This is a genomic window from Paenibacillus cookii, from assembly GCF_018333375.1.
Taxonomy (GTDB): Bacteria; Bacillota; Bacilli; order Paenibacillales; family Paenibacillaceae; genus Paenibacillus_AQ; species Paenibacillus_AQ cookii.
Genome location: NZ_BORW01000036.1, coordinates 26,499 through 51,159, shown reverse-complemented (window position 1 = coordinate 51,159; position 24,661 = coordinate 26,499). Strand labels below are relative to the sequence as shown.

The following is a 24,661-nucleotide window of genomic DNA, read 5'->3' as shown; positions in this document are numbered from 1 at the left end:
GGGGGAAAGACCACCCCAAAAGTCAAATTTTCTCTTGCGAACATGGGTAATTCCTACATTTTTACATTTCCTTACCCTATTGTTCCGACGTTTTGCCTTGATCTTATGGGCTTTCGAAATTTAGGATAATTTACCTTTGGTGGGAGATGAATCGTTTAACAAATCTTGGATTTTGGAGCTTTCATTCACAAAACGATAACTTTCCCCAAATGACAAAAGAACACGGTTTAAAGCTGGCTCGGGTGAAACCGAATAGGAGATTTCTGGTTTTAATTTCAAGTTGATCGGGCTCGAACCGGTAGCGGTCATGACTGCTGTATACCCTGAAAAGACTGAGAAAGAACTACTGTGATCCATATACGTGCTGACGATGGATCCATCAACATTAAAGGTGACATAGTCATATCGGTTATCTTTTGTAGATGACGCGTCAGTACTGATGGAAACCGACTTACTTCCATTATTGATAAATGAATACGACTCTCCAGGATACATGACAAGAGTGATGTCATCTACTGCCAATGGCGATATTTCGTTTTCATCAATATTGGTGGCATCTGTCTGTGGCTGTGACGGTGAAGTAGCATCTTCTTCTGGCTGATCAACTATGGGATCTTCGAGTAAAGGCTCCTCATCATGTTCATCTGTTTTTGTTGAGGGGTCCTCTTCCGACTGTGCATTTGGCGATAAAGATGGGGACTCGAATAATGTTTCAGCCAAATTAGAAGATAATGCGATAATTTTTGAAGCTGCAATCGTTTCTCGGACTGCATACATCGGATTCGAATGAATGCTCAGAAATAGCATGACTACAAGAGTAACTATAAATACTTTTTTCCACTTCATTGAGTATAATACTCCTCCTTTACCATTAAAGAAGATTTCATTCGATGTTTCTTGAATTTATCTTCTTTGGAAAAAATACACACACCTATTTTATCGATATAATTCCATATTTTTGTAATATCCATATAGTACCTTTAAATGGGTCTATTTACCTAATATTCTGATATATTGGTGTTTAACGTTCACAGTAATTGGAAGCAAGCCATCAAAACAATGAACTAACAATCATAAAAAACTCTTGGATTGATGAGTGAGAATTTTGCATAATTCCAAATTGAGAACTGAATTTTTGGAGGGGTATGGATCAGTTTAAACCTCTTGCTGCTCGAAATTTTGAGGATGCTTCAAAAAAAATAAAAAAGACGGCGGGAAAACGGGCAGCGGTCAAGCCGAAACTAAAACAACGGACGGCCCGCGCGCCTGATCCAAAAAGGGACAAAGGGGGCAGAGAGCCTCGACGCGATAAAAAACGCGATCCCGGTAAGGGGATCCTGCCATAAAAAGTTTTTTTCATGCTATATTGGATTTATCATGCTCCGATCGAGTGGGAGGCGTTAAGTATGGAAGAACCCGTAAAAGTGTTCAATACGGCAGTGTAAGCAACGCTTGAGGTGATCGGCGGCAAGTGGAAACCAGTGATCCTTTTTCATCTGACAGTCGGAAAAAAGCGCAATAACGAGCTCATGAAATTGATTCCGTCCATCACCCAAAAAACGCTGACGCAGCATCTTCGGGAATTGGAGGACGAAGGCGTGATATCCCGCATCGTCTATAACGAGGTGCTGCCCAAAGTCGAATACGAGCTAACCGATTACGGTTGGACGCTCAAAGAGATCCTGTACATGATGTGCCGATGGGGTGACACCCATATCGAACAAAAATACGACGGCAAAGCCGCGAGCTCGAAGCCTCCCGGTAAAAACGCATAAAGGCCGTTCCCGTTGAAGCCAGCTTGGGAACAGCCTTTTTTGTTACGCCCTGCCGTTAGGGTATGACTTTAAGACAGCGCAATTCGTCAAAAATGCCCATAAAAATCTCTTCCTTATCCACGAATTCATGAAAGCCGAAACGGCGGGCTTTGGAGCCGTCGGCGAAAAAGTCATAGTCCCAGGAAAAAACGCAGTCGCCAAACCGCTAGGAGGACACCTTCTGATAAGAATGCGGCTCAAGTCCGTATTTCTTCACCATTTCATTCCACAGCGGTTTTTTGTCCGCCATGATGACTTCCAGCGACATCTGCAGCGGGGGAACGTCTCGAGACCGAAGTAACCGGCGATTTTCGGCCTGGGTAATTTTGCTGATCCGCGCTAAACTCGGGCGGCATATGGCCGGCGTCCGTCTCCCGCGCCGGGGTTTTGAACGGACCCAAATGCGCTCCGTACACTTTGTATCCCTGCATCAAACTAATATGCCGCAAGCCCGGAGCGGCCGCTGACGCCGTTGGCGCCAACGGCCAGCGCGACTTTTCGTTCTTGGTGGACAGACGGGTGATGCGTGGCAACTCGGCTCCTTTTTGGCTGTTCTTGATATGCTCCCATTGTGCAACGAAAACGCCGCTTTGCGAAGTACGCACTTTCATGTCATATAAACACTATTTCGTAACCATGGAGCGCTGCGCTGCCAAGCCGATCTCGCTTTCTTCCTGCCCGTTAAGCCGCCATATTCCGGCATGCCTTAGCGCAAGCAAAACACGCTTCCGCGCATCGTTTGCAATGCTCATGCATATGTTTTCCGCACTCTTTCCCGCATGCTTCGCAAACGTTGGCGCATAATGCGCATATTTCCCTTACGAAGGGACTGCCCTGGGAAATGGATTTGGCCGCCAACTCGCACACATCCGCGCACTCGCGGTCCAAACGGATGCAATCCCTCATCATGCCGATGTCGTTTTCTTTCAGGCAGGCATCATAACAGATGCTGCAGGCGACCATGCATTGCAGACACGAATCCATACATTGCTGAATTTGCTCATGGGACATCATATCGATCGACCTACCTTCCACGTAAAACTTGCAGCCTGCTGACCAATGCTGCGTCAGGTAGTTTTTACCCAAAAAAAGGACCGTAAAAACAATGGCCGAATGTATTGATCCCTAAGCCCTCACTCATTACTACTTTATCCAGAATACAAAACGCAGCAGCTTGCCGCCGAATCGGTATGGTACCGTTCCTATTTTGCCTTTTGAACCTTCGGCCATCTGAATCTTGGCGCATGTTTGATCATGGCCTCGAAAATGCCCGCCCATTGCGGCTCGGATAAGGATGCGACGGGAGCCTCCTGTTTTATGCCGAGATTGCGCTTTATATTTTTGATTTGCGGCGGCGTAAAAATCCCTCTCAAAGCCCAATCCACCGGTAATTGAGGTTTTTTAAGCATGTAATCGGCCAACCCCCGAAAAACGGAAAAATCTTTTATTGGAACCATGGGCACCTTCTTCCGGCTAACCGTTATGATGGCACAGTCCACTTTCGGGGGAGGAGAGAAATTTTCTCTTGAAACCCCTTTAACGTAACGGATGTCAAAGAACATTTTCCACGCGGCCACATATGGATCTTTGACATGACTGGAAGCAAACCGTTTCGCCGCCCCCTTCTCCATGATGATAACCGCCCTTTGGACCTGATTTTTGGGATTGTCGAAGAGCATCTTCATAATGCTTGTCGTGATGGCGAAAGGTATGTTGGAAACGACGACAAACGGCAATTTAGGCAGCGGGACGCGCAATATATCCTGCCGGACCACCTTTACGTTCCGCATTCGAAGCTGTTCCAGCTTGTTTGCCAGCTTCGGATCGTATTCCACGGCGATCACTTTCCCTGCTTGCTCGCTTAACACGGTGGTGATGGCCCCCTTCCCGGCGCCCAATTCCAACACGAAATCATCGTCGGAAAGTTGAGCCAGACGTACCAGTTCCTTTAACAAACGCTTGTTGTGAATGAAATGCTGCCCGCTGAAATTCGGAGCTTCTGATGGCCATGTTCTATGTTCCGCATACTTGTTCATTTTTCTTTTCGTCATTGTTTTCACGATCCCTTCGCTGAACGAATTCGCCGCCGGCTCTGATCGCAACACAAAAAGCCGCTGACACGGACGTCTCGCGGCTTACGGTAAACGGGATCGCATTGGGGTCAAAAAGATCTCAACGCTCCTAAAAAAACAAGATGACAAAGAAAAGCCGTCTTCGTTTCAGGAAGAAGCAGCATCTTTAACACGACAAAAAAACAAAAAGAAAGACAAGGATATCCCGTCTTTCTTCAACGCATGAACAACATATGAAAAATGAAGATCGTTAAAAATGGGCAGACGAATCCCGTTTACTCTGTAAGCGAAAAACAGAGCCTTTGAACGTATTTAATTACTTGTTCAAAGCACGGGAACGATTAATTACACCCATAATTCAACAACCCTCCTTAGTTTGATGGACAAAGTACAACCACTACATCATAATTTCATCGGCGGATAAAGTCAACCGAACCGACCGGTCCCATTTTATCCGAACGATCGGCGGCCGCCTGCTTGCAGCGTTTCAGGATCACAAAAATGTTCCGGCAACGTGCAGCTTCTAGCTTCTCCGATGCATGACCGGCTTCTCGAGCGCATACAGCTCGTCGTCGATTTGAGCCATTTTCTCGGCAATCATGGCCCGGGCATCCGCGATGCCCTGATTATATATGAACGGTCCAAGCTCGCCGATCATAAAATCGATGATCTGTTCCGCTGCCAGCTGCCCGATGCTTTCGGAACGCTCCCCCTCGAAGTAGGCCTGCACTTTACCGGCAATAGCCGCTTTTTGTTCCCTGGAAATTTTGATGACCAAATTAAACGTTCTCCCTTCGTTCTCGATTGTTGGGGTTTGCGCCACGCCTATTTATTACGGAATGTCCAAGCAAACATAATACAAAATAACAAAGAGTTCAAGGCGGGATCTAACAAAGCGCGTTTCATCCACGCAAAAAAAGAACCTTTATGCTCAATGAGCATAAAGGTTCGACGCAAGTCGTCTTGAGCCGAATGGGGCCGCAATCGCAATTAGAAAATATGCGATCTATCCCTATTCATCCGCCCCGATATTCACGGCTGAACCTTGCACTCTGGCTTGGCCGTCGATATCATATTCCCCAATGATGGCCGTATCCGTCGAGCCGGCATCGATCGCCGGCGACGTAGGCTGAAGGTGAAAATCGTTATTCGAAACGTTCAGGAACTTCGGATCGGCAAAAATGGAGTGCGCGTCGTTGCCTGTTTTGGATTTATACGCCGAGAAGCCGGTGTACTCTTTGTTTTTCCATGTCCACGATGCGTCGGAACTGCCCCCTGGCGCGAAGTAAAGGTTATAATCGACGATATTCCCCGTATTTTTCGTGTACTCGTTATAGATGAGGACATCGGAGGAGCTGGCCACCATGATGTTGTTTTTGATAACGTTGTTTTCCGTATCGTACTGAACGTATAGTTGGCCGTTTCCTTCGCCCAAGGAATCGTTTTTATAAAGCGTATTGTTGACGATGTTGCAATTCTTGGTGGAGCCGCGTTCCGTGTCATATCCGCCCATGGCAATGCCGGTCAAGCGATTTTGGTAAATCATATTGCTGCGCACCGTAATGTTGCTGGTCGACCTGCCGGCATGTTCGGATGCGATTTCGACGCCGATGTCGTTGTTGTAGCTGTAGTTCTGCTCGATGATGCTGTCTTTGCCGCCATCGACGTAAATGCCGCCCGCTTCGGTGCTGCCTTTCTCGTAGGACGGATTGTCGGCGGACGTGATATTGTAGATTCTGTTGCCTTTGATAAGTCCGTTTCGCGCCTGGTCGTAGGCGGCGTTCGGGGACTTGCCTTCAAATCCGATGACATCGATCCCGATGTTGTCGTTGTCGTGGATCACATTGTTCGTAATATGGAACGTATCGACGTTGCCGTTCACCACCAGCGATTCGCTGGAGCCGAGCACGAGATCGTAAAGCTCGTTGCCGTCGATCGTAATGTTGTGGATGGAATCCGGCGCTTTCGTGCCGTATACGGCGATCCCGTGCGCATCCCTGCCTTCCAAGTCCTCCCCTTTCGGGGTAGCGGTATTTTTGATGTCATGGACCTTATTGTTCGATAAGGTTATGTAGCTGCCCGAGCCGTGCACATAGATGCCGACCGGCATGACGCCGTTTTTGGCGGTCGCATAATTCCGGATTTCAAAGCCGTTGATCGTGATGTAATTGGCGTCGGTCAGGTCAACGATTCCTTCCTTGCCGCTCACCGAAAGTCCGGTGCCGTCGATAATCGGTACCTCAGACGCATAATTCGAAAACGTGATCGCGCCTTGCTCCGCGGACCCGGAACGGGTGATTTTCAGCTTTTGGTTATACACGCCGCCGCGGACGTAGACCGTGCTGCCGGGCTCGGCAACGTCGGCTGCGTGCTGCAGCGTTTTCCATGGAGAACTCAGCGTTCCTGCATTCGCATCGCTGCCGCTTGGAGATACGTAATACTCGGCTCCATCCGCCGCAGCTTTGGATGGTGCCGCATTCCCAAGAGAGAACGCCAAGGCGGCAATACTCAGACCCATGATTATACGTTTACCGAATTTCAACATGATTTCAGTCAGCTCCTTCAATATAGTTTTTTAAAAACAAGTTTGCAGAACCGCTCCTTTTTTATATCGGCTGCAGTTCATTTCATATCCATGAAACCGAAATTAGTGCATCATAAAAGCTGCACACTATCCTTCCTCCTGCAAACGGGCGACGCCCTCCGCCGTCGGCAAGCAGCCGGTGCCGCCCACGCTGAGCGTCGACAAAGCGCCGCACGCATTGGCATATCGGAGCAGCGGTTTGGCCGTTTTTCCATGCAAGTATCCGTAAATGATGCCGGCATTAAAGCAATCCCCCGCCCCCGTCGTATCGACGGGCGACACGCGGTATGGCTCCGCAAGGATCACCGAACCGTCCGGTTCGCGCAGCGAAGCTCCTTTGGACCCTTGCTTAACGGCAATGCGGCCTGTAGTCGGAGGGATTTTCGCGAACGCTTGGCCGAGAGACGCTGCCTCGAAAATATGCAGAATCTCTTCCTCGCTCGGAATAAACAAATCGGTATGGGCCAACAACGCGCATATTCCTTCCCGATCCCATGCATTCCTTACGTCCCACCCCGTGTCGAACGAAGTGCTGACGCCGCGGCGCTGCGCCCGCTGAAACAGTTGCGGCCAATGCGGCCTCATGGCGTCCTGCAGATAATAGGAACCGAAGTGAAGGTGGTTTGCTTCCTTCAGGAGCGACTCCGGGATGTGATCCGGCCCGACCAGCGGGATGCTTCCCGGGTAAGTAAGCAGGCCGCGGTCCGACGGCGTCGAAAAGGACATCGTCACGCCCGTTTGCACGCCGGGCAAACGGACGACATGTTCCGTATCCACTCCCATCCGCTTTAATTCCGAAACGCAGAACGTCCCGAAATCGTCGTCGCCAACGACGCTGACGAACCTGACGTCCGCCCCGAGGCTGGCAAGAGCGCAGGCGGTGATGGCCGAGGAAGAACCGAGGACGACCCGAAAGCCGTCGACGATTTTCTCCCGGTTCCATTCCGGTATAACGTCGCTGCCCGTAACGATGACATCCACGTTCAATTCACCGACGATGACGACAGTAGGGGCGGTCCCCCCATTTCCCGCTCCGCTCATCGCAAATCCGGGATGAAATCCCGCTCCGCTTCGTACAGTTCTTCGAACATGTCGCTGATTTCTTCAAGGGAACATACGGCGGCCGATAACGGATCCACCATAAGCGCATGCCGCGCCATTTCTTTATCGTTTTCAAGCACGGCGCCGACGGCCAGCTCGAAGAATGCCATATTGGAGCGGCAAAGCGCGGCCAAATGCTCCGGCAGCTCGCCGAACCGGCAAGGGTTTATGCCGTTCCGGTCGATCATGCATGCCACCTCGACGACGCCGTTTTGCGGCAAATTATGAATAAGCCCCTCGTTCGGCACGTTGCCGTAAATCACTTTCGGTTCGTTCTTCAGCATCGCTTCGATGATGATCGCCGCATATTCATTGCTGGATTCCAGGCTGATCGGAAGCTTTCCTTCAAGCTTCTGCAAGATCTGCTCGTCGTTTTCCTTGCGCCAGATCGGCCAGTTATTGGCATAAAAACCGGTCGCTCCATTATAACCGGAACTGCAATGCTGGTCGATCAAATCCTGCCGTTTGCGGTAATACGGAATATATTCGGAGAAATGTCCGCTTGATTCCGAGACGAATGCCCCCAAGTACTTCATCGCGTCAAAACGCACGGGATCTTTTTTCAGCAGATCGGGGTCCTTGATTTTTTCGCGAAGCACCGGATATAAATCTTTGCCTTGATGCGTCAGCTCCACGAACCAGGACATATGGTTGATGCCCCCGGCTCTCCACTGCATCTCTTCGTAAGGAACACCGGCGTATTTGGCAAGCTGTCGCGATGTATTCTGGATCGAGTGGCACAAGCCGACGACCGGGATCTCGGTGATCCGGGAAGTGAGCAGCGTAACGGCAGACATCGGGTTGGTATAGTTCAAAATGATACAATCCGGGCACAACTCCTCGATATCCCGCACGATGTCCATCCAGCTCGGCAGCGTTCGCAGCGTTTTGAACAAACCGCCGGGGCCCAGCGTATCGCCGATGCATTGATTCACGCCGTATTTCAACGGAATTTCGTATTCATACCGAACGGTCTGCAGTCCGCCGACTTCGATCTGATTGATGACAAAACGGGATCCGGAGATCACCTCTCTGCGGTCGACGGAGGCGATGACGTCCCATCGTTTCCCGGTCATTTCGATGATTTTGAGAACGAGCTTCCGGGCAATTTCCAGCCGGTCCGCATCGATGTCGACAAGCGCGATCGTACCGCCCTCCACGCCTTCGATGTTCAAAATATCCACGGCAATCTCTTGCGTAAAAGCGCTGCCTGCGCCGATAATCGTTATTTTTGTCATAAGTTCTCTCTCCATTTTGTTTATTTCATGCCGGTCATCGTCAAACCTTTAACGAACTGCTTTTGGAAAATCAGGAACACGACGATGACGGGAATCGTGATTAAGACGGCCGCCGACATGACGACATTGTAATTGACGACGTGGGTGCCGTTAAAATAGACCAGCGCAAGCGGAACCGTCATTTTTTCGGTATCGTTCAGCACGATGAGCGGCCATAAGTAGTTGTTCCATGCATTCATGAACGTAAAGATCCCCAGTGCGGACAACATCGGAAAAATTAGCGGCGCGATGATGCGGACCATCAGCTTCAGTTCGCCTGCCCCATCGATTCTCGCAGCCTCGAGCAAGTCGTTCGGAATCTCCTCGATAAACTGCTTTGCCAGAAACACGCCGTAAGAGCTGACAAGATTCGGCAAAACGATCGCGGCCAGATTGTTGACGAGCCCCAGCTTGGCCGTAATCAAATACGTCGGAATCATGATGACCTGGAACGGAATCATCATCGTAGCCAGGATCAGCAGAAACCAAATCCGTTTGCCGCGAAACTGATGTTTGGCGAATACGTATCCGGCAAGCGCGCTGGTGAACAGGGTGGCGGCCGTGATGATGACCGAAGTGACGGCGCTGTTCAAGAGCCAGAGGCCGAAGGGAGCGTCCGCAAACACCGTACGATAGCCGTCCAGGCTGGGATGCTTGGGCCAAAAGCCGCCTGAGCCCGAAATGATGTCCATGTTGCTCTTGAACGACGAAAGCACCATCCACAGATAGGGGACCAGCATGACACAGGCTGCTACCGCGAGCAAGGCCGTGACGGCAGTATCAAGCCAGACATTTTTGCGACGCATACGTTTTCAGACTCCTTTCAATATTCCCACTGCGTACGGCCCAATCTCAATTGCAGCACAGTGACGATTAATATAATCACGAGGAACAAGGTGGCCAAAGCCGACGCATAGCCCATATTCGAATTGGAAAAGGCCTGGTCGTAAATTTGCAGCGCAAGTACCCTCGTTTCGTTGAAAGGCTCGCCCTTGGTCATGATTTGGAACTGCGGAAATGCTTGAAAATAAGAAATAACGGTTGTAATCGTAACGAACAGCGTCGATCTGCTTAACAACGGCAGCGTCACATGGCGGAATAAATGCCATCGGTTCGCCCCGTCCAAAATGGCGGCTTCATAGTACATTTCCGGAATCGAATCAAGGCCCGCCATGAACAGGACGATGTTGTATCCGATATCGGCCCACAACGTCATCATGATGACCGACAGCAACGCGTAATGCGGATCGCTCAGCCATTGTACGGGCGCGATGTGAAGCTCGCCGAGGATCATGTTGAACAAGCCGTTCTGGTAATTGAACATCGTGCTCCAGACGATGGCCGTTCCGGCAAGCGGAGCAATGGTCGGGAGGAAAAACACGGTGCGGAACAAATCCTTAAGCCAGCGTACCCGCACCCGCTGAATCGCCGTCGCGATCGCTAGCGTAATGACGAGATTGGAAATCACCGTAAAGAAGACGAATTTGAACGTGACCCACAGCGATTTAAGGACAACCCCGTCCGTAAACATGCGCAAATAATTCGCCGCGCCGACGTAGCGGGCATGATCGCTCATCGGGTTGTATTGAAACAAGGACAAAATCAGGCTCCACGCAATGGGAAGGAAGGCAAACAGGCCGAACAACAGCAGCACAGGCGTTAAGAAAGCGAATACAAATCGCCGCTCGTTGCGGTAACGGCCAGGCTTCTTTCGCATTCCTGCCCGCTTGTTATCGCTTATTACGGTCGCTTCGTTCATTATCCAGACACTCCGATCATTTATGGTTGTCCTGACTATCGTTTATCGCTCTCTCCATCGTTTTGAGACCGTCTTCCACGCTCTCTTTCCCCGCTGCGATCAGTTGAAAATGATCATTCACCTGCTTGAAGAAATAATCGCGGTCCGCGATCGGACCGATCCATTGTCCGTACTGAAGGACGGAGAGCGGTGTTTTCATATATGGGTTTTCCTTGACGAATTCCGGGTCAGCCGCAACTTCCTTCTTGGCCGGAACGGTAAAAGTGTCGAGATTCCATGCTTTCAGACGATCCTTCTGCGCCATGAATTGAATGAAATCGAGCGCTTCCGCTTTCGCCCTGCTCTTCTGGGCGACGACGGTTCCCCAACCGGATTCCGCCGCAAAAAATGGTTTCTCCGAGGTGAACGAGGGCACGGGCACATAATCGAAATCCTTCACCTGGTAGTTATCCAGCCCCGCTGCGATCGTCCAAGGTCCGCGGTAGGTCATGGCGGAATTGCCTTGAAAAAAATAATCCGAGATATCCAGCTGGCTGCCAAAGGTCGTCAAATCCGCCACTTTATCGTCGGCGACGAGCGCCTTAAGCGCCGCCATCGCTTTGACCGCTTCGGGGGTCTGGAAATTCACGTGCTCGTTTTCGCCCCAGAAATGGCCCTTCTGCTGCAAAATGAGCGAAAGAAACGAAAAGGTGATGTTATCGGTGGATACGAAATCGAAGCCCTTTACTTTTATGCCTTTGCCGTCCCGCACGGTCAGCTTCTTCGCGGCATCGACGAGTTCGTCCCATGTGGCCGGCGGGCGGTCGATTCCCTTCTCCTTCAACATCTGCGGGTGAATGAGCATGCCGCCGTTTTCGATGTTGTACTCCATCGGCAGCCCGTACAGTTTGCCGTTCAGCATATAGCCGCCGACAGGCGCCGGGTAATACTCCTTGCTCAGCGTTTCCCCGTCCGGAAGCTCGGCAAGCGCGCCGTGACGGGAATATTCCGGCACCCATGTACCGAACATTTCAGCAATGTCGGGAGGGGTCCTCGCCGAAAAAGAGGCTTTTAATTTCTGGTTGTAAATTTCGTAAGGAAATGTTTGAAATTTGATTTCGACGTTGGGGTGCTCGTTTTGGTAGGCTTCGATCTGCTTCTCATAAGCCGCAACGAAAGCGTCTTCCTGATGCGCCCAGAAAACCAGCTTTACCTTGCCGTCAACGCTTGAGTTCGACCCCGCTCCTGCCGAGCACCCCGATATTGCAAAATACATGCAAAAACATAATAAAATTGCCGCAATTCTAGAAGATCGCACATTCCTCCTCCTTTCAACCTTTATTCAAATACCTATGGCAATGAGCCTCAATCCATATGGAAAATATAGCGCATTCATCGGATTACGTCAATGGTTTAATTTTCACTTTTTGCGGCAAATTTTTTGCGTGTTTTTTCTGTATTTGCGCTAAATGCAGTTGACCTCGTATCTCTTTTTACTTAACATAGAATGTGGGATTTTGCCGCAAAAATAGAAGCAATAACATGACTGACATAACGAAAAAAGGCAGGTTATACGTTATGCCCACATTAAAAGATATAGCCGAACGCGTCGGCGTCTCCATCTCCACCGTCTCCCGCGTGCTGGCCAACGAATCCAACCGCTCGGTCAACAGCCAAACCAAGCAAAAAATTTGGGATGCCGCACGGGACCTTGGCTACCCCGTCAAGCCGACCTCACAAGATCCGTCTCCGACGGTCAAGGGAATCGGCTGCATCGTATCGACGATGCAGGACCGCCATTACCATCCCTACTTTTCGGTGATATGCGAAGGCATCGACAAGGAATTGGCCAGAAACGGCTATAAGCTCGCCTTTACCCATACGCAAGAGGAGCTGAAGCGGCCGGAAATTATGCGGGAAGTGACGGACGATCCGCAGATCGAGGGAATCATTTTGATCGAAGGCCTCGACGGAAAAATGTACAACCATATGAAAAAGCACGTCAAACAGATCGTCGGCATCGACGTGTCCGACCCGAGCATCCCGACGATCTCCTACGACCGGGTCGAAGCTGCACGCATGGCCGTTGCGCATCTGATCGACCAAGGCCACCGCGATATCATTTTCATCGGCGGCACCGGCCTTTCCGGCAACTTTGAGCGGGAAAAGCGTTACCGCGGCTACAAAACCGCGCTGGAGCAGGCCGGTCTCGCCGTCCAAAGGCAGCATGTCCTGAATGCCGAGTGGGAGCCCGACAATGCTTACCGGCTGATGCTGAAATTCCTTGAACAGCCGCCCGGGCAGCTGCCGACGGCCGTGTTCGCAGCCAGCGACATTATGGCCATGGCCGCGATGCGAGCCATATCGGAGAAGGGCTACCGGATCCCGCAGGACTTCGCCGTTGTCGGCTTTGACGATAACGAACCGTCGCGGTACACGGTGCCGCCGCTGTCGACCATCCACATCCCGGCATTCGAGCTCGGGGTCGTTGCGGCAAAAACGATGCTCCAATGCATTCACTCCCCGTATCCGCTGCCTGTCAAAATTTTGCTGCCGTTTGAACCGATGTTCCGGCAGTCAAGCGATTGGCGCGTACCGAGGCAGCACTAAGCCGGAATAACCCACTACGAAACGGTGGACGGCGGACGGGTGCAGCCCTGGGAACGGACCGGTGAAATGGTCCAGGACGAGAAACTTCAATCACGTCCGATGCGGACAACAAGGCCCTCAACCCCGCGATCAGGCGGGATTGAGGGCCTTGCGCTTAATCTGGGAGCAGCCCGCATTTCATAATACCGCACACAATGTCGATAGAAATGCGACTTCAATTCGAAGCAAAGACTGCCTTATGATCATAATGCAGTACTTGATTATCATGAAAAAAAAGGAGGTGTCCCCCGGTTTAAGGCAGCGCTTACATTTGCATAAAAGGAATTTTTCTTCCATTTCGGGAGCGCGAGAATGGCACAACAGGGACTAAGAGCCGCTCGAAAAAAACTATTGTAAGGGAGAATGAAAAACGTGAGAAGCAAAAAACGAATCATTGCCTGCGTTTGCATCCTGACCATGTTATTAGGAACGTTCCTGATCGCTGCTGAACCCCCTCGTCCTGCCGAAGCCGCCGGACCGCAAAATTTGGCCGCCGGCAAACCTGCGACGGTGTCGGGTTATGCCGACGTATATGTTGCGTCCAATGTCACGGACGGCAATCAGGGCACCTATTGGGAAAGCACCAACAATGCCTTTCCGCAATGGGTTCAGGTCGACCTCGGCAAAGAATCCTCGATCAACCAAGTCGTATTGAAGCTGCCGTCCGGATGGGAGAGCCGGTCGCAGACGTTGTCCGTTCAAGGAAGCACGGACGGAACCAACTTCTCGGAGATGAAAGCACCCGCTGCTTATCTTTTCGATCCGAATGCCTCCAATGCGGTAACGATCGACATCCCCGCCGCCAATGCGCGTTTTGTCCGGATCAACGTCACCGCCAATACCGGCTGGCCGGCCGCACAGTTTTCGGAAGTCGAAATTTATGGCACTTCCGCTAGCGAAACCTGGGCCATTCCAGGCAAAATCGAAGCGGAAAACTACAGCGCCATGAACGGCATCCAAACCGAACCGACGACGGATGCGGGCGGCGGCCTGAACGTCGGATGGATTCATGTCGGCGACTGGCTGGATTACGATGTCGACGTGCAGACTGCCGGCACGTACGCCGTAGAGTATCGGGTGGCCAGCAATGTCTCCACCGGCGAGCTTCAGCTTCAATCCGGCTCGACGACGCTTGCCTCCACGAAGGTGCCCAACACCGGCGGATGGCAAAATTGGCAAACCGTCACCGCATACGTGACGCTAAGCGCAGGACCGCAAACGCTCCGCATTTATGCCAGCGGCTATGATTTTAATATCAACTGGATCCGTTTCGCATCGGATGACGGAGATCATGAACCTCCTGCCGCCCCGACAAATTTAACCTTCACTGAGCCCGCCGCAGACACCATCCAACTCACCTGGAACGCGTCAACGGATAACGTGGGCGTCACCGGTTACGACATCTTCGCGAACGGTCAGCTTCGCGGCAGCGTAAGCGGATCGACGCTCGCCTATACGGACAATCAACCCGCAAACGCAACCGTTGCCTACTACGTCATCGCCAAAGACGCCGCCGGCAATTCCTCCGCGCCAAGCAACGCCGTCACCAGGTTCGGTTCGGGAGACAACCACACCGGCCGAGGCGCCAACATGCCTTTCACCATCCTTGAAGCCGAGTCTTCCTCCAACAAGACGAACGGGACGAGACTCGCTCCCAACTTTACCCCGGGCGATTTTGCGGGCGAAGCTTCCGGGCGTTCGGCCGTTTATCTCGATGCCAACGGGGAATACGTAGAGTTTACCCTTACCTCGCCGGCTAACGCCTTTGTGCTTCGCAATGCCGTAGCGGAAAACACCAGCGGAACGATCAGCGTTTACGTTGACGGCGTGGATAAAGGCAACTTTAACGTCTCCTCCAAGTACTCGTACGTATATGCTACGCCAACCACGCTTGGACGGCTGGGATACGACAACTCGGGCTCCAAAGCTTACTGGCTGTATGAAGATGCCCAACTCATGCTGGACCAAGTCTATCCGAAAGGAACCAAAATCAAGATTCAAAAAGACGCAGGTGACGTGCCGTGGATTTACGTGGATATGATCGAAACGGAAAACGTCGCCCCGCCGGCTTCGAATCCGGATCCGAGCAAATACGTCCAGGTGTCGAACACCAAATCGATTGAGCAAGCGCTGAACGAGTTCAGGCAAGATCCCACCAAAAAAGGAATCTTTATTCCTGCCGGCGAATGGACGATTCCATCCAAAATCCATTTGTACGGCCGGGCGACCGAAATCATCGGGGCCGGACCATGGCATACCAAGCTTATGGCTCCCCAAAACCAAACGAATACCGATGTCGGATTTAATATCGGATCGGAAGCCAACGGTTCAACCATCAAAAACTTATCCGCTTGGGGCAACTATGTCTACCGGCAGGACGGCCCGGGCAAATTCATCGACGGAAACGGCATGAAAAACGTCACCATCGAGAACGTTTGGGCGGAGCACTTCGTCTGCCTCTATTGGGGCGTGAACTCCTCCCACAACACGTTCAAAAACAACCGGATCAAGAACATGTTTGCGGACGGGATCAACATGACGAACGGTTCGTCCTACAACGTCATCGACAACAACTATGCCCGCGGCACCGGCGACGATTCGTTTGCCTTGTTCAGCGCGATCGATGCGGGCGGCTCCTACAACGTAGGCAACAAGTACACGAATCTTACCGCCACCAACGTCAGACGTGCCGCCGCTTTTGCCGTGTATGGCGGCCAAGGCAACCTGTTCCAGAATTTGTACGGGGCGGACACTCTGACTTACCCGGGCGTCACGATCAGCAGCCTAAGCTTCGGATACAACACGTTAGGTTTCGGCGATCAGGACACCGTCATCGACGGCGTCACGCTGGATCGCACGGGCGGGGATTTCTGGACCAGCGTCGGAGCCGACGATAAAATCAATGATTATCAAAACTTCGGAGCCATTTGGTTCCATGGCGGCGACCGGAGCTTCAAGAACATTCTCGTGAAAAACGTCGATATCAATCAACCGGTGTACTTTGGGCTCATGTTCCAATCCAAATCTCCGGAAAATCTGCCGATGGAAAACGTTCGCCTGGAAAACATCAACATCAATCAACCGACCCGCTACGGGATCAAGCTCGTAGCCAAAGCGGAGGACGGGCAAGGACCGGTCGTCGGCACGGCGAGCTTCACCAACGTTAAAGTGAACAATCCCGGAATCAAAGCCATTTACGGCGAAGACAAAAGCCCGAATTTCCATGTGATCCGGGCGTCGGGCAACAACTGGTGATCGCGCGGGTTTCGGCGGGATGAAGATTGTCCCTTCACGCCGAAGCCCCTAAATAAAAAACAATTGTTACGGAGGACTGGAGGCGGAATCCTAACCGCGGCCGTCCTCCGTTTCTGTTGTTCATCCGTGCTTCTTAAGCGCGCTCTCTAACAGTGCCCCGGCATTCCGAATGCCAAAAAGAGGTTCCACCGGCCCGTGTTTGACCCGGTGGAACCTCTTTTTTCATCGCGTTATCGATTATTGCGCTTTGATCTGGTCGAAAAACTTCGTCTGCACGAGTTTGGCCGCTGCGTCCAGCTGCGCTTTCGAATCCGTTCCTTTCTTCGAGAAGGACTCCTGCACGACGTTGGACATGGCGCCGTAATAGTCCTGCGTTCCGTACTGCGCCTCAGGTTTGCCGTCGATGAGGCTCAGCATTTTTTCGTCGTAATGGTAGACGTTGTCGTATTTGGCGTAGATGGCATTGACCTTTTTCGCGTATTCGGAGTTGTCGCTGAAGTAGTTCAGCGGAGCAGGCACGTAATATTTGTTCTTGCCCTTGCGCTCCTGAATATTGGCGTCGAGGGCTTCGAGGCCTTTGTCCGTGAAGTAATCGAACGTGATATAACGGAAGGCCATTTCCTGTTCTTCTTTCGTTGCGTTCGGGTTGATGACCAAGTAGTTGCCTCCCAAGATGCCGATATGTTTACCGCCTTTTTCGTAGGCCGGCATCGGATAGGCAATGACGTTTTCAGGCTTGATGCCGCCTTGATTCAGGGCAGAGTCGATGATGTCGTATGCGCCGGCGATGACCATGGCCGTCCGTCCCTGCTGGAACGCGTTAATCGCATCGCTCCAGCCTAGCGCCCAGTCCTGCGGAATCGCGTTCGCTTCCCATCTCAGCTTTTTGTAGAAGTCGAGCGCTTTGACGCCGGCGTCGGAGTTGAAGGCCGCCGTATATTTTTCGCCTTCGATGTTTTGGATTTCGCCCCCGGCTTCAAACAGGAAATTGGTCCAGTTCCAGCCGGCCTCGTTGCCTTTGCCCATCGGCGCGATGCCCGAAATGCCCTTCTTGGCGTCCGTGGCGCCTTTGGCGGTGTTGTACATGTCATCCCACGTCCAGTCCATGTCCGGCAATGGAACCTGCTTGGCATCCAAAAGGCCTTTGTTGATGACGGTGGAGGTCACGTAACCGTTTTGCGTGATGCCGTACACTTTGCCGTCCACGATAAACTGGTTTTGCAGGAGCGGGTTCATCTCGTCCTTGTATTCCCAGCTGTTGTAGAGATCGCTGATATCCGCCACCCAGCCGTGCTCGACGAGCATTTGGGCTTCCGTCGCGAAGGTGTTGTAGAACGTCGGCGCCTCGTTCGAAGCCATTTTGATGCCGATTTCGTTCACGTTGTACTGCCAGTCGTCCTTGACGATCGTCACGTTCGGATATTTCTCCGTAAACCGTTTGATTTTATCGTCTTCCTGGGCTCTGGCTTCCTTCTGGTCCGGCAGCGGATAGTGGATCTTGATCGTGATCTTTTTCTGCGAGATGTCGTCCGTTTTGGCCGGCTCTTCGGTTTTGCTCCCCGTTTCGCCCGTGCCCTGGGAACCGGTACCGGTTTTGTTTTCTTCCGCCGTTTTATTGCCGCTGCAGGCTGCCAGCATGGCGGCCGACAGCATCAGGCTGAGCAGCAACATGGAAAACTTGCGCATGGAAACTCCCCTTTTCGTTTCAAAGTTATACTTGCCCTTTTATCATAAAAGAGATGATTCGTTCTAACGATGTGCAATCATATGCCCTTCGTGTGCAGGCCTACGATGTTGCCGGATTTTATCCCTTCACCGCGGACAGGCTGACGCTCCGCATAATGAACCGCTGGAACACGAGGAACACGAAAATCGGCGGCACCATGACCATGAACAGGATCGCGAATTTGATGCTGTTGTCCATGCTGCGCGCGTTGATGACGTATTTGTAGATCGCCGTCGCCAAGGTGTATTTCTCTTCGCTGTGCAGCACCAGGGACGGCCAGAACCAATCGTTCCAGGCGCCCGAAAAAATAAAGATCGCCAGCGTCGCAAAAATCGGCACGGACAGCGGGACCGCAATGCGGATGTAGCTGTTGATCTCCGAAGCTCCGTCGATGCGCGCGGCCTCGAAGATCTCCGGATGGATGCCGTCAAAAAAATTTTTCATCAGCAGGAAATAATACGCGCTTGCCCCCGCCGGAAGCCAGAACGCCCAGAAGGTGTTAAGCAGCCCGAGGTCCTTCAGGTTGACGAAGTTCGGAATCATGTAACTCGAAGCCGGAATAAACAACGTCATCAAAATAAAAAAGTAGATCGCCCGGTGATAAGGCACCTTCAGGCGCGAAATGCTGAAGGATGCAAGGCCGAGCACGAAAATCGTCATCACCAGGTTGCCGACGAACACAAACAGCGTGTTTTTCAGGAACATCGGCAGATCGATGTATTCCCAGCCTTCCTTGAAGTTGCTCCAGTTCCACGTCTCCGGGAAAAAATGCGGCGGAAACGTGTTGACTTCCTGATTCGTTTTCAGGCCGTTGAACATCGTCATCAAAATCGGATACAGCATCGTCACGATCATGACGAGGATGCCGAACACCATGAGGCCGTACACGACCCGGTTCAACGGCTTTTTCAGGTCGGAATCCGACAGGATGCCGCGTTCAGGCTGCTTGCTCATCTTTCATACTCCTCCTTGTTGAGCTTGTATTGAAGCAGGCCCACCAGGCTGAGCACGATGAACATCAGCATGCCGAGCGCCGTCGCCGTGCCGTAGTCCAGCCGCGTAAAGGCGTATTTGACGATGAGCAGCGCATACGTCAGCGTCGCGTTGTTCGGTCCGCCGTCCAGCAAGGCAAGCTGCGACTGGTAAGCCTGGGACGTGCCGATCACCTGCAAAATGAACATCAGGATGATCAGGCTGCGCATCGAAGGAAGCGTGATGTGCCGAATCCGGCTCCATACGCCGGCGCCGTCGATCTCGGCCGCTTCGTACCAGTCCCTCGGGATGCTCAGGACACCGGCCAGGTAAATCAGCATCGCCGACCCGAACTGCTGCCACGTCTCCATGAACACGATCGCGACCATCGACCAGCGGCTGTCCGAAATGAACGACACCGGATCGACGCCGAGCGAGCTCAAAAGCCCGTTGATCGGCCCGACCGGATCGTACATCCATCTCCACATGCCGTACAGCACGACGCCGGGCACGACGAACGGCAAATAGGCGGCGATGCGCGCGAAGCCTTGGAAACGGCGCAGCTCCGAAATCGCGATGGAAGCGACGATCGGCACCCAAAATCCGATAATGACCGTCAACAGCATGTAGTACAGCGTATTTTTGATCGCCGTCCATACGTCAGGATCATGGAACACCCGGACGTAGTTGTCCAAGCCGACAAAGGTGTTGCCATTGACGAAATCGATCTCGTAAAAGCTGTACAATGCCCCTTTGGCGATCGGCACCCATAAAAACAAAATAAAAATCACGACAGCCGGCAGCAAAAACATGTATCCCCAAAAGTGCTTTTTAAAAACGCCTCTTCTTTTGGACGATTGGCTCTCGCTGGCCGGCTGCCTCACCAAACCTGGCTCCCCCATGGTTCTCCCTCATTCCTTGTTGATTTCCAGCTTACGTTCATTGTAGGAAAGGGAGCCGCCTCGGAACATGTCTAGTTCTATGTGAATTATGGTTGATCTTACTTCTTCTATTTCTTCAGGTCGCTCGGGCTGACGCCGTAGTACTTTTTGAAAATTTTGCTGAAGTGCTCCGGCGATTCGTAGCCGACCCGCTCGGCGATTTCGTAGCGGCGCAGATCGGTGTGCAGCAGCAGCGACCGGCTTTCCTCCATCCGCAGCTTCACCACGTATTCCCACAGGTTGAAGCCGGTCATTTTTTTGAATAAATAGCTCAAATAGTTCGGGCTGACATGGTTGCGCCTTGCGACCTCTTGGATCGTAAGCCCCTTTTGGCAGTAATTCTCTTCGATGTAGGCTTTGGCCTGATCCACGATGCGGTTGCTCTGCGTGGAAAGCTCGTCGGGGTTCGGGTCGCGGGCATAGTTATGCCAGCTGAAATCGCCGTAATAAAAAACGTGGTAATCGCCGTGCTCCCGGGCCCAAAGCATCGCCTTGTCGGCCTGGCGGCTGAGTACGTGGACGAACTGCAGCCCTTTCAGGATCTGGCTGATGCCGACCGTGCAGTCCATTTTCAAATATTTGCCGATATGATGGTGCATGCTCCGGCCGATCATCTCCAGCTGGCTGATCCGGTTCGCATGCTGCTCCGCGTACGCCTCCTCGCTCCATTGCGCCAAAATATTGATGCTGCGGTCGGGCGCATAAAACACCCGCGCATCCAGCTCCCGATCCAGCAGCTCCTGGATAATGTTCAGCGAAGCGTACTGCATGAGCGGAATGTCCCTTTCCGGAAACGGCCTTTCCCCGTCCGCCCCGTTCAAGGCAAGCTTCACCTTGATGACGGCGAAATACGGTCCGGTTATCCCGATGTTTTCGTAATACGGCTGCTCCGGATACGGCTCATCCGGATGTTCGACGGTTTCCGCGAGCAGACGGTTCAGCGGCTCGTTAACCTCCGGCGGCGGTTCCTCCATGCGAAAATACCCTTGGCCGCCCGACAGCACCTCTTCCGTGCGCGGCAGCGGCTTATCCATCTTGAGCAGCACGCTGCGCACCGAGTCGAGAAACTGCTCGCTGTTCAGCGGCTTGATCAAATAATCGCGGGCCCCCAGGCGGATGGCCATCTGCGCATACTGAAACGTCTCGTGCGCGGAAATGATGATCGTCTGCACCCATGGTTTGACGATTTTGGCTTGGTGCATCAGCTCGATCCCGCTCATTTCTCCCATTTGGATATCCGTGATGAGCAGATCGATATCCTCCATGCGAATGTAGTCCAGCGCTTCTTCCCCGCTCGCCGCCGTCATGATTTTGCCGATGCCAAGGCCCGAAGCGTTCAAAAGCCCGGCCAGCCCTTTGCAAATCAGCGGTTCGTCATCCACGACCAAAATGTTGTACATCGCTTTAGTGCCTCCTTTTAGTCCTCTTGCCTCGTGATCTGCAGCGATACGGTGACCGTCGTGCCTCCGCCTTCCCGCGCCTCGTAAGCCAGTCCGTATTCGGGCCCGAAATGCAGCTGCAGGCGCTGGTGAATGTTGCGGATGCCGTACCCTTTCGCGGGATTCGGCGAATCGTCGCCGAGCACTTTGCGGATCGTTTCGTAATCCACGGGTTTGAAGCCGTTGTCCGAAATGCGGATGTACAGCACGCCCCGGCGCTCTTCGGCGGCAATCCGGATTTCTCCGTCTTCGCCCATATTTTTAATGCCATGAATAATCGCGTTTTCGATCAGGGGCTGGAGCGTGATTTTCGGAATGTGGACGGAATACAAATGCTCCGGAACGTCCATTTCGACGCGGAAAGCATAATCGTACCGGTTCTGCTGCAGCTTGATGTAAGCCGTGGCATGCTCGAGTTCCTCTTCCAGCGTAATCAGCTCCCGTCCGCGGCTGAGGCTGATTTTCATCAGCTTGGACAAATCCTTGATCATTTCGGCGGAAGTCGTGTTCCCTTCCATCATGCTTTTCCAATAAATGCTCTCCAGGGTGTTGTACAGCAAATGCGGGTTGATCTGCTGGTATAAAAGCGAAAGCTGGAATTCCTTCTGCTTCAGGTCCATCGCGTATTGATAATGGATAAGATCGTTCAGCCTTCGCGCCATGTCATAGATCGTGGAGATCAGCACGCTGACCTCGTCGTTTCGTTTGCGCAGCGGGGTCTGCGGCACGATCTGGCCGGGTTCGTACCTGCGGACGAAAAACACCAGCTTTTGCAGCGGCGTCATCAGCGACCGCCAGAAATACAAAATGATGATCAGGCCGACGATAAAATAAGCAATCGAAATGACCAGAATGACCCGCTTGATTTCGTTCTGCTGCTGAAGCAGGGCTTTGACGGGCACTTTGTAGATCAGCTTCTGCTGAAGCACGTAATTGTAATCCGCCACGTAGATGAAATCCTTCGTGATCACGTCCTTGACGCCAATGGCGGAATTGCCGGGGTCAAGCTCCGGCGGCAGGTCGAGCACGCCCGTTCTCCCTTGTTCCGTCGTCGTCAAAATATGGTTGTTCCAATCCGTGAAATAAATCTCGCCTTCCGGCAGTGACACCGTTTTCAAGGATTCGCCGATCCGGGCATCGACGTTGGACACCGCCAGCACGCCGATCGTCCCGCCTTTGTAGATGTTGTTGATCGCCCGCACGTAAAGAAGCGTCTGCTGATCCTTCTGTCCCTTCACGGGAGGCGAAAGATGGTCCGTCAGCCTCAAATAACCGTTCCCTTTGCGGGAGACGGCTTCGTCGAACCATTCCGGCTTTTCCTTCTCGCTCGAAAAGAAATACAGCCCCGACTTTTTCGATTCCGGGTAATAAGGGGCGAAAAAATAAGCGTTATCCGGATCGTACACGTACAGCGAATAATAGAGCGGCTCCCGCTCATCGGTCTCCTGCGAATAGGTATTGAGCATGACCTCGATTTTTTCGTAATTTTTCACCCGGGTCAGAATCGTTTCGTCCCCGGCCGTGCTGAGCTGCTGAATCATCGCATTTTGCAGCACGGTAGACGTCACCTTGTTGATCGTTTCGATATCCCGGCTGATGAGCTTGAAGTTTTGCTTGTTCAACTCGATGTACGCATTGGTCACGTGGCGTTTCAACACTTGCCCCGCCTTGCCGTTGCCGTAACTGTTCAGGATAAAAAGCGGAATGACGAGCACCAGAAACAGCAGGATCATCTGCTGCTTGACGTTCATTTTCGTTAACGGGTTCCGCAGCTTCATCGGCCAACACCTCCGCCCTTTCAATATAACAGTTCTAAAATCGGGCCAGTATGTGCATTTCTACGATCATCATGGGCATTTCCACATACGCGGCGTTTGTCAGAAAATGTAACTCTAGTGTAAATCATTTTGGGATGCTTGCCAGTTTTTTTATGGTAAAAACAAGCGGCGGACGAAAAAAGCGGAGAAAACGAACAAATGAAGAATTTTCCTGTTTTTGATATGATGGTATAGAGGTGAGTCCAATGATTATCCGAGAGCAATGTACCTGCCCTTTAGAGGTTGTACATGACATTATAAAGGGCAAATGGAAAACCATGATCATTTATCAATTAAAAGACGGGAGTATGTCCTTGGCCCAACTGGAGAGGGATATCGACCAGATCACCCAAAAGATGCTGCTGCAGCATTTAAGAGAACTCAGGTCTTCCGGAATCGTCGATAAAATCAAAACGGAGGGTTATCCGCTGCATGTCGAATATTACCTTACCGAGCGCGGAAAAAGGCTGCTGGACGCGGTGCTGATCATGCAGGAAATAGGCATTGATTACATGGTGGAGATGGGGCAAACCGAACTTCTCGACCGCAAAGGCATTCCATACCCACAAAAAAGTGGGTAATTCACCGTACGTCATACCGGTACTATAATGCGTGTAGAAACCAACTTTTCTACGAGCAAAGGAGCCATGTACCATGAATACTGCATTTATATCGGTAGACATTCAGAACGATTATTTCAAAGGAGGCCGAAACGAGTTATACCATCCCGATCAGGCGTTAACCCATGCCCAAGAAGCATTGGCGCTGTTCCGGGAAAAAAACCTGCCCATCATTCATATTCAGTGCATTCTTCTGGATGAGCAGGCCGCGTTTTTCCTCCCCGGCACCGAAGGAATCCACATTCATGAAGGCGTAAAACCTCGATCCGACGAAAAAGTGATCGTCAAACATACGCCGGACAGCTTTTTTCAAACCGAATTGCAAGCGCATCTTGAATCGATCCAAGCAAAGCGGTTGGTCATTTGCGGCATGATGAGCCACATATGCATCGATTCGACGGTTCGAAGCGCAAGCCGCTTGGGATATGAAGTGGTGCTGCTGGACGATGCGTGTGCCACCAGGGACTTGGAATGGAACGGTACCGTGATTCCGGCCCAAACCGTCCATGATGTTTTTATGGCATCGCTGCAGGGTACGTTTGCTCAAGTCATCCCCACAAGCAGCCTTCGCGACATGATTTAGGCATACAAGATAAGAGGCTCCTTTTGTCGCGTTACTGCGCGGCAGATATGCTTTTGAACACGGAACCATAAAA

The 24,661-nt window shown here is 52.0% G+C and carries 21 protein-coding genes and 1 pseudogene; 6 read left to right on the top strand and 16 right to left on the bottom strand.

Annotated elements, in window-relative coordinates:
- Positions 1–120 precede the first annotated feature (120 nt).
- A complete protein-coding gene (locus KI367_RS22845; protein ID WP_212952279.1) occupies positions 121–846 on the bottom strand; it encodes a hypothetical protein in 726 nt (241 codons plus the stop codon).
- Between the two features lie 299 nt (positions 847–1,145).
- On the opposite strand from KI367_RS22845, the gene KI367_RS22840 reads away from it, so the two are divergent.
- On the top strand, positions 1,146–1,346 hold the full coding sequence (locus KI367_RS22840; RefSeq protein ID WP_212952278.1) for a hypothetical protein: 201 nt from the start codon (positions 1,146–1,148) through the stop codon (positions 1,344–1,346).
- A gap of 111 nt (positions 1,347–1,457) precedes the next feature.
- On the top strand, positions 1,458–1,775 hold the full coding sequence (locus tag KI367_RS22835; RefSeq protein ID WP_212952277.1) for a winged helix-turn-helix transcriptional regulator: 318 nt from the start codon (positions 1,458–1,460) through the stop codon (positions 1,773–1,775).
- Positions 1,776–1,830: 55 nt separating this feature from the next.
- Here the strand turns inward: KI367_RS22835 and KI367_RS27670 are convergent.
- The 10 genes and pseudogenes from KI367_RS27670 to KI367_RS22790 form a co-directional block, all read right to left on the bottom strand.
- Positions 1,831–2,272: pseudogene (locus KI367_RS27670) on the bottom strand (NAD-dependent dehydratase); the annotation flags it as partial.
- A gap of 223 nt (positions 2,273–2,495) precedes the next feature.
- Positions 2,496–2,825, bottom strand: a complete 330-nt coding sequence (locus KI367_RS22830) for a four-helix bundle copper-binding protein (protein ID WP_212952284.1) — start codon at positions 2,823–2,825, stop codon at positions 2,496–2,498.
- Between the two features lie 191 nt (positions 2,826–3,016).
- A complete protein-coding gene (gene erm / locus KI367_RS22825; protein ID WP_281422528.1) occupies positions 3,017–3,874 on the bottom strand; it encodes a 23S ribosomal RNA methyltransferase Erm in 858 nt (285 codons plus the stop codon).
- A 535-nt stretch (positions 3,875–4,409) separates the two neighbouring features.
- Entirely contained in the window at positions 4,410–4,664 is a 255-nt protein-coding gene (locus tag KI367_RS22820) for a DUF2164 domain-containing protein (RefSeq protein WP_246537212.1), read from the bottom strand.
- 234 nt (positions 4,665–4,898) lie between these two features.
- Positions 4,899–6,431: a right-handed parallel beta-helix repeat-containing protein gene (locus KI367_RS22815; protein ID WP_212952275.1), complete on the bottom strand. Its 1,533-nt coding sequence runs from the start codon at positions 6,429–6,431 to the stop codon at positions 4,899–4,901.
- A gap of 126 nt (positions 6,432–6,557) precedes the next feature.
- Entirely contained in the window at positions 6,558–7,511 is a 954-nt protein-coding gene (locus tag KI367_RS22810) for a carbohydrate kinase family protein (protein ID WP_212952274.1), read from the bottom strand.
- Positions 7,508–8,809 (bottom strand): alpha-galactosidase, encoded by a 1,302-nt coding sequence (gene melA, locus KI367_RS22805; RefSeq protein WP_212952273.1) that lies wholly within the window; start codon positions 8,807–8,809, stop codon positions 7,508–7,510. The genes KI367_RS22810 and melA overlap by 4 nt, the downstream gene beginning before the upstream one ends.
- Positions 8,810–8,829: 20 nt before the next feature.
- A complete protein-coding gene (locus KI367_RS22800; RefSeq protein ID WP_212952272.1) occupies positions 8,830–9,654 on the bottom strand; it encodes a carbohydrate ABC transporter permease in 825 nt (274 codons plus the stop codon).
- Positions 9,655–9,671: 17 nt separating this feature from the next.
- On the bottom strand, positions 9,672–10,565 hold the full coding sequence (locus tag KI367_RS22795) for a carbohydrate ABC transporter permease (RefSeq protein WP_246537210.1): 894 nt from the start codon (positions 10,563–10,565) through the stop codon (positions 9,672–9,674).
- A 58-nt stretch (positions 10,566–10,623) separates the two neighbouring features.
- Positions 10,624–11,904, bottom strand: a complete 1,281-nt coding sequence (locus tag KI367_RS22790) for an ABC transporter substrate-binding protein (protein WP_246537208.1) — start codon at positions 11,902–11,904, stop codon at positions 10,624–10,626.
- A 260-nt stretch (positions 11,905–12,164) separates the two neighbouring features.
- On the opposite strand from KI367_RS22790, the gene KI367_RS22785 reads away from it, so the two are divergent.
- Entirely contained in the window at positions 12,165–13,196 is a 1,032-nt protein-coding gene (locus tag KI367_RS22785) for a LacI family DNA-binding transcriptional regulator (RefSeq protein WP_212952270.1), read from the top strand.
- A gap of 402 nt (positions 13,197–13,598) precedes the next feature.
- Positions 13,599–16,490 (top strand): carbohydrate-binding protein, encoded by a 2,892-nt coding sequence (locus KI367_RS22780; protein ID WP_212952269.1) that lies wholly within the window; start codon positions 13,599–13,601, stop codon positions 16,488–16,490.
- Positions 16,491–16,727: 237 nt separating this feature from the next.
- Here KI367_RS22780 and KI367_RS22775 read toward each other — a convergent pair whose 3' ends face one another.
- The 5 genes from KI367_RS22775 to KI367_RS22755 all read right to left on the bottom strand — a co-directional run bounded on the left by KI367_RS22775 (position 16,728) and on the right by KI367_RS22755 (position 23,346).
- A complete protein-coding gene (locus KI367_RS22775) occupies positions 16,728–18,176 on the bottom strand; it encodes an ABC transporter substrate-binding protein (protein WP_212952268.1) in 1,449 nt (482 codons plus the stop codon).
- A gap of 118 nt (positions 18,177–18,294) precedes the next feature.
- Positions 18,295–19,170, bottom strand: coding sequence for a carbohydrate ABC transporter permease (locus tag KI367_RS22770; RefSeq protein WP_212952267.1), 876 nt, complete (start codon positions 19,168–19,170; stop codon positions 18,295–18,297).
- Positions 19,167–20,090 (bottom strand): carbohydrate ABC transporter permease, encoded by a 924-nt coding sequence (locus KI367_RS22765; protein WP_246537206.1) that lies wholly within the window; start codon positions 20,088–20,090, stop codon positions 19,167–19,169. Before KI367_RS22765 ends, KI367_RS22770 begins: the two co-directional genes overlap by 4 nt.
- 107 nt (positions 20,091–20,197) lie before the next feature.
- Entirely contained in the window at positions 20,198–21,529 is a 1,332-nt protein-coding gene (locus KI367_RS22760) for a response regulator transcription factor (protein WP_212952266.1), read from the bottom strand.
- A gap of 17 nt (positions 21,530–21,546) precedes the next feature.
- Complete coding sequence (locus KI367_RS22755; protein ID WP_036708855.1) at positions 21,547–23,346, bottom strand: sensor histidine kinase; 1,800 nt, start codon at positions 23,344–23,346, stop codon at positions 21,547–21,549.
- A gap of 245 nt (positions 23,347–23,591) precedes the next feature.
- On the opposite strand from KI367_RS22755, the gene KI367_RS22750 reads away from it, so the two are divergent.
- Positions 23,592–23,966: a winged helix-turn-helix transcriptional regulator gene (locus tag KI367_RS22750; protein WP_212952265.1), complete on the top strand. Its 375-nt coding sequence runs from the start codon at positions 23,592–23,594 to the stop codon at positions 23,964–23,966.
- Positions 23,967–24,039: 73 nt separating this feature from the next.
- Complete coding sequence (locus tag KI367_RS22745; RefSeq protein ID WP_036708852.1) at positions 24,040–24,588, top strand: cysteine hydrolase family protein; 549 nt, start codon at positions 24,040–24,042, stop codon at positions 24,586–24,588.
- Positions 24,589–24,661: the final 73 nt, after the last annotated feature.